9 protein-coding genes are annotated in these 12,424 nt (G+C 45.2%); 5 read left to right on the forward strand and 4 right to left on the reverse strand.

What is annotated here, in order from left to right; translation table 11 throughout:
* The first annotated feature begins 276 nt into the window (after window positions 1–276).
* On the forward strand, window positions 277–2,052 hold the full coding sequence (locus QUB33_RS05005) for a hypothetical protein (RefSeq protein WP_333348083.1): 1,776 nt from the start codon (window positions 277–279) through the stop codon (window positions 2,050–2,052).
* Window positions 2,053–2,163: 111 nt separating this feature from the next.
* On the opposite strand, the gene gloA is transcribed toward QUB33_RS05005, so the two are convergent.
* The 4 genes from gloA to QUB33_RS05025 all read right to left on the reverse strand — a co-directional run bounded on the left by gloA (window position 2,164) and on the right by QUB33_RS05025 (window position 5,485).
* Window positions 2,164–2,592: a lactoylglutathione lyase gene (gene gloA, locus QUB33_RS05010; RefSeq protein ID WP_006634328.1), complete on the reverse strand. Its 429-nt coding sequence runs from the start codon at window positions 2,590–2,592 to the stop codon at window positions 2,164–2,166.
* Window positions 2,593–2,666: 74 nt separating this feature from the next.
* Window positions 2,667–2,903 carry a hypothetical protein gene (locus tag QUB33_RS05015; protein ID WP_333348087.1) on the reverse strand — a complete coding sequence of 79 codons (237 nt, stop codon included), beginning with the start codon at window positions 2,901–2,903 and terminating at the stop codon, window positions 2,667–2,669.
* Between the two features lie 95 nt (window positions 2,904–2,998).
* Window positions 2,999–5,254: a heavy metal translocating P-type ATPase gene (locus QUB33_RS05020; protein WP_333348090.1), complete on the reverse strand. Its 2,256-nt coding sequence runs from the start codon at window positions 5,252–5,254 to the stop codon at window positions 2,999–3,001.
* Between the two features lie 36 nt (window positions 5,255–5,290).
* Window positions 5,291–5,485, reverse strand: coding sequence for a heavy-metal-associated domain-containing protein (locus QUB33_RS05025; RefSeq protein WP_333348093.1), 195 nt, complete (start codon window positions 5,483–5,485; stop codon window positions 5,291–5,293).
* Window positions 5,486–5,807: 322 nt separating this feature from the next.
* Here QUB33_RS05025 and QUB33_RS05030 point away from each other — a divergent pair, with 322 nt between their 5' ends.
* The 4 genes from QUB33_RS05030 (at window position 5,808) to QUB33_RS05045 (ending at window position 12,407) form a co-directional block, all read left to right on the forward strand.
* Entirely contained in the window at window positions 5,808–6,530 is a 723-nt protein-coding gene (locus QUB33_RS05030) for a DUF305 domain-containing protein (protein WP_333348096.1), read from the forward strand.
* 348 nt (window positions 6,531–6,878) lie between these two features.
* Window positions 6,879–7,076, forward strand: coding sequence for a hypothetical protein (locus tag QUB33_RS05035; RefSeq protein WP_333348099.1), 198 nt, complete (start codon window positions 6,879–6,881; stop codon window positions 7,074–7,076).
* Between the two features lie 193 nt (window positions 7,077–7,269).
* On the forward strand, window positions 7,270–9,228 hold the full coding sequence (locus QUB33_RS05040) for an efflux RND transporter periplasmic adaptor subunit (RefSeq protein WP_445299505.1): 1,959 nt from the start codon (window positions 7,270–7,272) through the stop codon (window positions 9,226–9,228).
* Between the two features lie 65 nt (window positions 9,229–9,293).
* Complete coding sequence (locus QUB33_RS05045) at window positions 9,294–12,407, forward strand: efflux RND transporter permease subunit (protein WP_333348102.1); 3,114 nt, start codon at window positions 9,294–9,296, stop codon at window positions 12,405–12,407.
* Window positions 12,408–12,424 lie beyond the last annotated feature (17 nt).

Consider the following 12,424-nt stretch of genomic DNA (forward strand, 5'->3'; position numbering starts at 1 on the left):
ATATAGTAGGTTGGGTTTCGTGACCCAACCTAAAATTTTGACATTTCACCGATTACTGCAAAATTATATATTTAGTTCGGGACGCACATTTGCCTTGTTCAAGCCGGTTTATAAGAAAAATATGGGCTTTAGTTAGGAGAAATTTACCCGTGAAACCGGGTTTCTAACTCCCTAGGCGTCCAGGACTAATATTGACAAAAAGCACCACTAGATGTAAAGTTGAATTTAGCATCAAAGAATGGCGTCCATATCTACCAATTGTCATGGCGACCAATTATGACGAGGAATCTGTGGAAAGTCGATCGCAGTAGCATCCCTGAGTCGATCGGGTGCAGCGGCACAGCGCTAATCTTCATTCTCAATAAATATACTCAGCCCTGGCAAAGAATAAACATAGTTGAAAAAATGCTGCAACAGTGCGGCAGCGAGCCTTTTGCTGAAGTTGTGGGCGTAGCGAAAAGCGGAATATTCAGAGAAAATATACCAGAACCCGTCAGAAAACCGCATCCGAATTTGCTGTTTCGCGCTTTGGGGATTCAGGCATTGGGGAAGGTGCGAGATGAGCTCAGATCAAGTGAGAGAGAAGCTAGAGCAAGTGATTTTAGCAAAAATCTGCTGGCGGCGTTAGAACAAGAAGCGCGAGGGGGCTCGACTCCTTTAATTCGGTGGTCTGCGGCTGTTAGTATTAAGTCAATTTGGTTGGATGAAGCAGGGCAACGACAAGACAAGGAATGTGCGGTCAATGTCACAATCAATGCAGGGGAAATTGAGCGGCTGGTTGTAGAAGAGCAAATTAAAGTGTTAGCAATCAACAAATTTGCTTTGGGCGACAGTAGAAATGACAGCAGTAAGGAATATGAGAATTGCCTAGATTTTTGGGTGTACGGCCCGAGCTGGCTGCTGCCGGGTATGCCAATGGATTGCGAAGAATATCTGTTTTGGATCGAGAGAGTATTTGCTGCGATCGCAGTTACGGGCTCGTACAAATTGAATTCCAAAAAGGATGCAGCCGTAACCAACTTTTTGGAAGCTGCGGAAAATAATTTTAATGACTTGGAATTTTCCAAAATACTTGCCAAAATTTTTGAGTTCCTGCACCACCCGGAAGCGAGAGTCAAAAATCTAGCGGCAATTATTTTAGAACCTTACAAAGACAAGCTTGACCGGAAATCGGCGCTGATTCTGACAGCCCTAGTATATAAATTTAATGTAGTAAAACATCAGCCCTTAGAATGTCTGACTATTCCCGAAATAGAGGAGTGCAAAGCCTCACTGTATCGAGATAAAATGGAAATTGACAAGGTGTATAGCGAGGCTTTGTCGCTGTGCGGCGATCGGGATGTCGAGATGGCAAGTTTCTTGTCAGCTAAACAGAGTGAAGACCAAAATACGGTAGACGAGCAGATCAACAATCTCAGCAAGTTAGTTAAGTCGATCGTAGATTGCCAGAGCTTGTTAGATGCTAATAGGGAACTTTTGTATTTGACTATAGAGCGGCTGCAAAAATGGGATTACACCCTAGGCCATAAACTATCGGTGCACCGCAAGAAACTCCAAAACCTCAGTTTTGACAAAAGCACCTCCGAGCAGTGCATAAACCTCGACAACGAGCTAAATTCTATCAGAGATTCTTTGCAATATACTTTGTATGAAGTCACATCCAAAATTAACAGCCTAATTAGAGATTTAGAACTTTCTGTGTCTAAGAATAATAAGACGGCTACAGATATGTTTAAGTGGACATGGGTATTGTTGGGGGTGTGGTTTTCAGTAGGGCTGCTCTTGTATATATCGGATTCAGTGATTAACTCGATGTTTACCGTCAGCTACACAAGCGAATTTGTAGTTTATTGGACTATTTTATTTATTGTGATGGTGGTATTTTTGTTAGTATTAGCTGTATTTTTTTCGGTACTCGGTGCTTTAGACAAGCGCCGAGAATCTAAATTAATTCCTCAATTTGATAGCTTAAGCCAAATAGGCACCAGTTTTTCTATTTTGTGGCAAAAGAGTTACTTGCAGCAGTTTGTACCGTCGGTGCGATCGAATTAAAAGTGTTGAAAACCCCTAAATCCCCTCAGTAGGGTGCGTTACAGAAAGAGTTTCAGCTTAACTCAAAAAGTTTGTTTCTGACGCACCCTACCAGGACTAGGAGGACGAACTCTAAGATGCGCTCGCCGCACTTACTTTCTGGGCGTTGCTACCTTGATTTGCCAGTTGAATTAATTCAACTTTATATCCATCTGGGTCTTGCACAAAAGCGATGACTGTGGAACCGTGCTTCATCGGGCCGGGTTCGCGGCTGACTTTACCGCCGCGGGCTTTAATTTCTTCGCAAGTACCGTAAATGTCGTCAACGCCGATCGCAATATGACCGTAAGCATCTCCCAAATTGTACTCTGTGACGCCCCAGTTGTATGTTAACTCCAAAACTGTAGTGTCTGATTCGTCGCCGTAACCGACAAAAGCCAGAGTAAATTTACCGTCTGGATAGTCCTTTTGCCGCAGCAATTTCATGCCCAGAACCTCGGTGTAAAATTTGAGGGATTCTTCCAGATTGCCGACTCGGAGCATCGTGTGTAGTAGTTTCATTGAGCTCACTCCAAATTTTTTAAGCTTCCTCAATTTTAGCCATTTCTTGCTGGAAAAAACCGCGTCGGCAAAGTTTACCGGGTTTTAGCTGGCTTTTTACTGGACAAAAACCACCATAATTCTAAACTAATTAATGTCAATCCGCCTGCTGTTACGCCAATTTTTAAACTTAACGGCTGTTCGATATGCCGAAATTGAGCGGTTGAATTTGCAGGAGGGATTGATATTTGATTTGCTCGAACTCCCGATGCAATTCCGAGCAGAATTCCTAAACTTCCGAGGCTTCCTAAGATTTGACGTTGGTTCAACATTTTTAAAATTTCTCCGAGTTTATGCAAGAGATGTGCGTTAATAAATCGAGGGATTGTGCGCCTTGCCTACCAGGAGGTTTGGGGAAACTCCTAATTTAGCCACTAGATTTGGCTTGAAAATTACGCAATCGCAAAGCATTACTAACTACAGAGACTGAACTGAAAGCCATTGCTGCACCAGCGATGATTGGATGTAGCAGCAAGCCAAAAATGGGGAATAAAATGCCAGCCGCGATCGGTATTCCAGCGATGTTGTAAATAAACGCAAAAAACAGATTTTCGCGGATGTTCCGCATGGTGGCGCGGGAAAGTTTAATTGCTGTAACTATGCCTTGCAAATCTCCTGAAATTAAGGTAATGTCGCTGGCTGCGATCGCCACATCGGTGCCGGTGCCGATCGCAATTCCCACGTCTGCTAAGGCCAAAGCCGGTGCGTCGTTAATCCCGTCTCCCACCATCGCGACAATTTTTCCTTCCCCTTGCAGGGCTTGGATTTGAGCTGCTTTTTGGTGGGGTCTAACTTCCGCAAAAACGCGAGTAATGCCTACGGATTGGGCGATCGACTCCGCAGTCGCGCGATTATCCCCCGTCAGCATCGCCACCTCCAAACCGAGCTTTTGAAGCGCTTTCACCGCCTGCGCGGACGATGGTTTGAGAGCATCCGCAATGCCCAGAATTGCCTCTATTTTGCCTTCTACAGCCATCCAAACAACCGTTTTGCTCGCAGCTTCCAAAGCTCTCCCGCGCAGTTCCAGATATTCAGTATCGCAGCCTAGTTCCTGCATCCACCTCAGCGTTCCCAGGGCGATCGACTTTCCGCCTACAACCCCGCGCACGCCACTTCCCGCGATCGCCTCAAAATCCTTAACATCCGTCAAATTAACCTCTTGAGATTGAGCGTACCTCACAACAGCTTCCCCCAAAGGATGCTCCGAATTTCGCTCTACAGACGCCGCCAATTGCAGCAACTTTAACTCATTGCTGTTCGCGGTTCCCCTAATTGTCACAAAATCAGTTACCGTCGGCTTGCCTTCGGTGATAGTCCCAGTTTTATCTAAGACAATAATTTGAATTTGGTGAGCCAATTCTAAACTCTCGGCTCCTTTAATTAAAATCCCGTTTTCGGCACCTTTACCAGTTCCCACCATCACAGCAGTCGGAGTCGCTAAACCCAAAGCGCACGGACAGGCGATAATCAGCACTTCCACCATTGTTACGGTTGCAAAAGTGATGTTTCCAGTCGCGTTAAACCATATAATAAAAGTAGCTAAAGCGACTGCAATTACTGCGGGTACAAACCAAGCAGTCACTTGGTCGGCTAACTTTTGAATCGGTGCTTTTGAACCCTGTGCGTCCTGCACCATCTTGACAATTTGAGCTAAAAATGTATTTTTGCCGACTCTTGTCGCCCGAAACTTAAAACTGCCAGTTTTATTAATTGTGGCTCCGATAACTTCGTCGCCAAGCTGCTTTTTGACAGGCACACTTTCTCCCGTAACCATTGCTTCGTCTACTGTGGAAGAGCCTTCAATAACATCTCCATCTACGGGAATTTGCTCTCCCGGTCGCACCTGCACGATGTCGCCAATTTCCACTTGGGCGATCGGCACTTCCAACTCTTCCCCGTTGCGAACTATCCGAGCAGTTTTTGCTTGCAAACCCATGAGTTTGCGAATGGCCTCCGAAGTCTCTCCCTTCGCCCGATTTTCTAGGGTTTTCCCCAACAAAATTAAGGCAATAACGCTGGCGGCAACTTCGTAGTAAACGCTAGGAGTCAAACCTTGGGTCGTCAAGAAACCGGGAAAAAATGTCACAAATACAGAATAAAAGTAAGCAGCACTCGTTCCCAAAGCAATCAGGGTATCCATTGTCGCCACCCGCCGTTTTAGGGATTTCCAAGCTCCTACATAAAACGATTTGCCGCACCAAAATTGTACGGGGGATGTCAGGACTAATTGCAGCCAAAAATTGTGCAGCCATGCGGGAATAAATGGCAGGTGCAAGCCGGTCATCGCTGGAATAGCGCCCACAACTAGCAGGATGCTTATGATACCTGCTGTCCAGAGTTTCCGCTGCAAGGTTTGAGATTCCGATTTGCGATCGGCTTGTTCGGAATCATCCTCTGTCGCCGCCATTTCTTGAAGTGGCAAAGCTTGGTATCCCGCATCATCAACCGCCGATTGAATTGTTTCTAAGTTGGTTTGCTTGGAGTCGTATTGGATGGTTGCTTGTTCCATCCCAAAATTGACATGACACTCAATTACGCCGGGAACAGATTGAATTGCTTGCTCGATAGAGGAAGCACAAGAAGCACAACTCATGCCCCGCAATTTAAGTGTGAGATTGTCCATAGATGCCCTCCTAAATTATACAATTACCTCCTGTGTTTAAATCGCTGGATAGCCAGCAGATGCGATCGCTTTCCTAACTTCACTTTCTGACTTAGCGGTTTGAATCGCGACCACTTGTGTCTTGAGATCCGCCTCAACCGTTGAGGCTGAGTCAATGGCTTGGACTGCTTTTGTGATTGTAGTCGCACAAGCAGAACAAGCCATCTTAGGAACTTTTAGCTGTAAAGTCATAATTTGAACCTCAGCAGAAACTACTCTGCTCAATCAATGAATTAACTCCATTGTAAAGTCTCCTGTTCACTGGAGAGTCAAGGGGAATTGCGAAATAAATCAGGAATTATGAAAAAACTGGTTTGACACGCTACCCATAGGGGTAAGGCGCGCACTGTGCACCCTACATAATTAGATTCAAGTGAGTTCTGTAAATCTTAAATTTGAGTGCGATCGACGGCACAGCAATAATTCTTTACAAGTCCGATTAAAAAATTTCATCCTAATTTCATTTATATGTGAAAAGCTGAAGATAAATAGCCGTTTTAAGGATATAAGTTCTATGAAACCAATTTCATTGAAAACAGGCTTGGCAGCGCTGATGTTGACCGCCACAGCCGCTTTAACCAGTGGAGTGCTTGCAGCTTGTTCAAAAGCCCCTTCCAGTGAAACTCCAGCCCCAAATGTTACGGCTGCAACCGAAGCAAACAACAAGCAAAACGTGGCACAAGGCGGTGGCATGAATCATGGCATGAATCATGGCACGAATCACGATATGTCAATGGATTTAGGCCCTGCGGATGCCGACTACGATTTGCGATTTATTGATGGCATGACAGTACACCATCAAGGTGCTGTAAACATGGCAAAAGAGGTGCTTAATAAATCAAAACGCCCGGAAATGAAAAAACTTGCCACTAATATAATTGCTGCTCAAAACCGCGAAATTAATCAAATGAAAGAGTGGCGAAAAACTTGGTATCCCAAAGCCAGCAGTACCCCGATGGCTTATCACGCTCAAATGGGTCACATGATGGCAATGACTCCCGAACAAATGCAAAGCATGATGATGAGCATGGATTTAGGCGCCGCTGACGACCAATTTGACTTGCGATTTATCAATGGGATGATTCCTCACCACGAAGGAGCTTTAGTGATGGCTGAAGATGCTTTGAAGAAGTCAAAACGCCCGGAAATGAAGAAACTGTCTCAAGAAATTATGACTTCGCAAAAGCAAGAAATTGAGCAAATGAAACAGTGGCGGCAAGCTTGGTACAAACAGTAATTTAGCTCACATCAACCACACGTGAACCCAATCCTGAAAATGAGGTAAATTAATCACAGTAGCTCAAGAGTTCCGAAAATACTTGCTTCACCAAAGCAAGAAATTGAGCACATGAAAAAGTGGCCACAACCTTGGTAGACAAAGTAATGTAGCTCGACAGTGGGTGTCAGCATTGGTCTGACTCCACCTTAGTTTCCTGAGAGTACCTACACATAGTGTAAATAATTGAGTCGCTCTACCTCTAAAGTAGTAGAAACTTGCGTAATAATACTGGAGAAAATGGATCACCCCTAACTTTAAAGTAGTAGATAAGTCAACAAAAAGCTATATAGATAGAGATGGTAGTTTATGATATTGAATAGCTTGGAATTAAACACCACTTATAAATCAAATGCAGCCGTAGATGAGCGAGTGAGCGCATTGACAAACGAAATTGAAGGGCAAGCAGAGATCAAAAAAGCGCAAAAAAATCTACAGCACAATTGCTTGTCATTAGGCGCAACTTATATGGGTATTTTAGCAGCCGGTGGGCATCTGGGCTGCTGATGCGAAATTTCATCCTAATTTCATTTGACCGTGAAATACTAGGTTGAGTAGAGCAATTCTAGCTCTTGGTCATTGCTTAGCGGTCGCTTCTTGGAAAATGCTAATAAGTAACTTTACTTAATGGGTATCACTTACTTACCTTGGCAAAATACCAACGGCTAAACCTGTGGCACTCTACCTGATTTCAAGGACAATGCCAACGATGATATTTCACAAATATGCTCAGTCTCCGGCAATTATTAGCAGCTTTTCAGGAACTTTGTTCAGCCTAATTTTGCTAACTTCTCCGGCTGTCGTCTTTGCCCACGCGGGACACGGAGATGAATTTCACCAAAGCGGCGAAACAACTCAAACTCCTGCTGCTATTTCCGTCGATGCCGAAACAGCAAAACGATTAGGTATTAAAGTCTCCCCTGCCGCCCGCCAGCGACTAGATATCGGCATCAAAACCACAGGACAAATTGAAACTTTGCCCAACCAAAAAGTCGAAGTGACGGCTCCTGTTGCTGGCAAAGTAGTAGAGTTGTTGGTTAAGCCTGGCGACAAAGTATCAAAAGGTCAACTGGTTGCCGTTTTATCGAGTTCCGAATTAGGACAGTTGCGGGTTGAATCTCTCTCGAAACGTGCCGAAGCTGAGGCAGATTTGCAGCAAGCGGAAGGCGATCTCAAACTAGCACGAGAAAATTACGATCGCCAACTTCAAATATCCGCAGCAGAAATCGCCCAAGCCCAAACCCAATTGACAGCGGTAACTAAGCAGTACCAGCGAGAACAAGAATTAGTAAACAAGCGTTCAGTTGTGCAAGCCGCTAAAGAAAACTATCAACGTCAAGTTGAAATAGCGCAAGCTGAAATAGCGCGGGCAGAAACGGAATTAACTGTGGCAAAAGAACAGTTCGAGCGCGACAAAGAATTAGCGGCATCAGGAGCGATCGCGCGGCGCACAATGCTGGAATCGCAAGCCCACTTCGCCGAAGCACAAGCCGCTGTTGCTAAAGCAAAAAGCCGTCCTGAAGTTATCAAAGCCCAAACCGAAATTAAACAAGCCGAAGTAGACCTCCCAATGCGGGAATTGCGCGATTCTCAAGGCAGAGTAGCAGAAGCAAAAGCTCAACTTACCAGAGCTCAGAGTCGCCGGGAAGTCCTAGAAGCCGAGAACCAAGTCAAACGCGGCAAAACTGCCGTCGAAGTCGCTCAGTCGCGCATTCGCTTGGCTGACGCAGCCTATCAAGCGCGACTCCAACAATTAGGAACTGTTGCCAACGATCGAGGACTCGTTACCGTAGTTGCTCCGATTTCGGGGACGGTAGCCGATCGCGAAATCACCCCAGGAGAGTCAGTAAACGCTGAAAAACCGTTGATGAGTCTGTTAAATGACAGCCGCGTTTTTGCCACAGCCAATATTTACGAAAAAGACCTGAATCAAGTAAAACAGGGTCAGGAAGTCAGGGTAAAAGTCGCTAATTTACCCGATCGCATTTTTAAAGGAAAAATTACCTTCATTGGGTCATCCGTGGAAGGAGAAACGCGGGTTGTGCCGGTGAAAGCAGAACTAGATAATATTAACGGCGAATTAAAGCCCGGACTGTTTGCTGAGTTGGAGATTTTAACCGACAAAACTGCAACAAATATTTTAGCAATTCCGAGTGCGGCGGTAGTGGATGTTAGCGGAAAAAAAACCGTTTACGTCCAAAATGGCAATGCTTATCAAGCTGTTGAAATTGAACTCGGTCAAACTGCGGGAGATTTAGTTGAAGTTAAGAGGGGTTTATTCGAGGGAGATTTGATAGTAACGCAGCGCGCACCTCAACTTTACGCACAATCTTTGCGGGGCGGCAGCCATAAACACTCAGAAGACGAGGAAAAAAAAGAGGCAACTCCAAAGGTAACAGAGGTTAATTTTAATAATTTACCCGTGTCTTTATGGTGGGCGGGAATAGGGGGAGGAGTTGCGATCGCATCCCTAACTTTCACAGCCGGCGTGTTGTGGGGAAATCGGCGCAAATTGCCAGCAATAGCAGCGGATTCTGGAAACAATGCCGGAAACAATAGTTTTTCCGCATCTGCATCGGCGTTGGACAATGAACTGCTGTTACACAATGACAACCATCACGTTAAAACTCAAGAGACAGAAGTCAAGAGTTTGAAATAAACAATTGCGTGAATATAGCAATTTAGTTTGCAGAAGTATGTATTTATTAACTCCAAGATAATAAAATGTTCAGCACTATTCTTAGATGGGTAATAAACCGCCGCTGGCTAGTTGTTATCGCTACCATTATTGTTAGCCTTTGGACATTTTCTATCATCCCCCAAATGTCGCTTGATGTCTTTCCTCCTTTTGCGCCCCCCCAGGTGGAAATTCAGACGGAAGCACCGGGTCTCGCACCGGAAGAAATCGAGTCTTTAGTAACACTGCCAATTGAAAGTGCAATTAACGGAACTCCTGGGGTGACAGCCGTGCGATCGTCTTCTGCTGTGGGCCTTTCTGCGGTTAAGGTAATCTTTGATTGGGGAACTGAAATTTATCAAGCGCGGCAGTTGATAACAGAACGGTTACAGCAAGCTCAAAGCAAACTCCCTGCTGGGGTAGAAACACCGCAAATTTCTCCGACAACTTCTCCAGTCGGCCTAGTGATTACCTATGCTTTTACCTCGGAAACTACTCCTTTGATGGAAGTGCGCCGTCTGGTTGATTGGCAAGTCACAAATCGCCTTCTAGCTGTGACTGGCGTTGCTCAAGTGGTGGCTTACGGTGGCGATCAAAGGCAGTATCAAGTATTAGTAGAACCTGCCAAGTTAAAAGCTTTTAATGTATCGTTGCAGCAAGTAGCTGAAGCGGCGGCTGCTGCGAATGTTAACGCGCCGGGGGGGTATTTAATTACGCCGGATCGAGAAACTTTAATCCGGGGGGTGGGGCGGATTGAGTCTCTGGAAGATTTGCAGCAATCGGCGATCGCCTCTCGCAACGGAATACCCGTCAGAATTGCTGATGTCGCTGATGTCAAGATTGGTGGGGCTATCAAGCGGGGCGATGGCAGTTTTAACGGCAAAAAAGCTGTGATTGTGATGGTAAACAGACAGCCCGTTGCTGATACTCCGACGGTAACTAAAGCGGTTGAGGCAGCAATGGCTGAGGTGCAGCAAGCTCTGTCAAAAGATATTAAAGTTACTGTGACTTTTCGACAGGAAGAATATATTAATTCCTCGGTGGAGAATGTGCGATCGGCTTTAGTTGAAGGCAGTATTATCGTCACCCTTATTCTCATTCCGTTTTTGATGAATTGGCGCACTCTGGCGGTTGTTTTGCTGGATTTCTTTCTGACTTGGCTGTTGGCGCTGCTGGCGATGTATTGGCTGGGGCTGGGATTAAATACGATGACTTTGGGGGGTTTGTCGGTGGCGATCGGCACTGCGATCGACGATGCGATCGTCTATGCCGAAAATACCTACCGCAATTTGAGAGAAAATAAGGCTTCTCTTCATCCTCGCCCGGTGATGGATGTGATTTTTGACGGCAGTCAAGAGGTGCGCGATTCGTTAATTGGAGCGACTGTTATTGGGATTGTGGTGTTTTCGCCAATTTTTACTTTGCCCGGTGTAGAAGGTCGAATTTTTACGCCGATGGGGATTACTTATCTGGTAGTTGTTGTGATTTCTAGTCTGGAATCGCTGTTAATATCTCCCGCCCTTTGCGCTATTTTATTGCCTAACAAACGCATGAGTGCTGCGGAACCTTGGTTGCCGAGATTGTGCAAAAAGTTCTATCATTTTTTTATCCAATTGTCAATGCGCTATTCGGGGATTATTTTAGCTTTAGCCGCTGCTAGCATGGTGGCTGCATTAATTATTTTGCCTTCCTTCGGACGGGTGTTTTTGCCGGAGTTTCAGGAGCAAACTTTGGTAAATACTATTCTCCTTTATCCGGGGGTGTCTTTGGAGACAACAGATAGCGCGGCTTTTGCTATTGAAGATGCACTTAAGGATGATAGCAGGTTTGAATACGTGCAAGTGCGATCGGGCAGAGCTCCGGGTGATGCTGATGCTGCGGGAGTCAATTTAGCTCACATTGATATCGGTTTGACCGAGGCTGGGATGAAAAACAGGCCGAAAACTTTGGAGTCGCTGCGGCAAGAATTTGCTAGATTGCCGGGAGTTGCACCAAATATCGGCGGTTTTATTTCTCACCGGATGGATGAGGTTTTATCTGGTGTCAGAAGTCAGATTGCTGTCAAAATCTTTGGCCCGGATTTGGATCAGCTTCGCATCCTCGGTGCCAAAGTTGAAGAGCAAATGAAAACTGTTGAAGGGATTGTAGACTTGCAACTCGAACCGCAGGTGCCAGTGCAGCAGATTCAAATTAAGTTTAACCGCCAAGCTGCGGGTAGATACGGTTTGAAAATCGGGGAGCTTTCTGAAATAATTGAGACAGCTTTAAACGGCAAAGTTGTTTCTCAAGTTTTGGAAGTGCAACAAACTTTTGACTTAGTTGTTTGGTTGCAGCCTGAAGCCCGCAATAACTTAGAAACTATTCAGAATTTGTTGGTTGATACTCCAAGTGGCAATAAAATTCCCCTCGCCCAAGTTGCGACTGTCAAATACGGTACGGGTCCAAATACGATTAATCGCGAGAATGTTTCTCGCTTGATTGTGGCGGCGGCTAATGCTAAAGGTAGGGATTTGCGATCGGTTGTGAATGAAATTCAAGCTAAAGTCAAAGGAGAGGTAGAGTTGCCTTTTGGCTATTTTATCCAGTACGGCGGTCAATTTGAAGCAGAACAAAGAGCTTCGCAAAATATTATGATATTTAGTGCGATCGCCTTTTTGGTAATTACAGTATTGATGTACTTGTCCGTCAAGTCTATCGCTTCAACTGCTATGATTATGATTAATTTGCCGATCGGATTAGTGGGAGGAGTAATTGCGGTAGCTTTGACTGGCGGCATCATCTCTGTTGCTTCTTTAGTGGGCTTTGTCACTTTATTTGGCGTTGCCACCCGCAACGGCTTGTTATTAGTAGACAACTACAACACTAAATTTGCCGAGGGAATGCCTTTTAAGGAAGCAATTATTAAAGGCTCGATGGAACGGCTCAACGCCATCCTGATGACCGCTTTAACTTCAGCTTTGGGTTTAGCACCTTTAGTCTTTGAAGGTGGGGCGGGCAAGGAAATTTTGCAACCGCTGTCCGTCGTAGTTTTAGGAGGGTTATTTACTTCTACAGCCTTGACTCTGTTAGTTTTGCCAGCTTTGTATGCTCAATTTGGGCATTTTTTACGACCTCAACAACCTCAGCCAGTTATTGAAGACGGAAAGGTAGTTAATGTGTGATATTTTCTAATTATTGT

It is taken from the genome of Microcoleus sp. B3-A4 (genome assembly GCF_036705385.1).
GTDB lineage: Bacteria > Cyanobacteriota > Cyanobacteriia > Cyanobacteriales > Microcoleaceae > Microcoleus.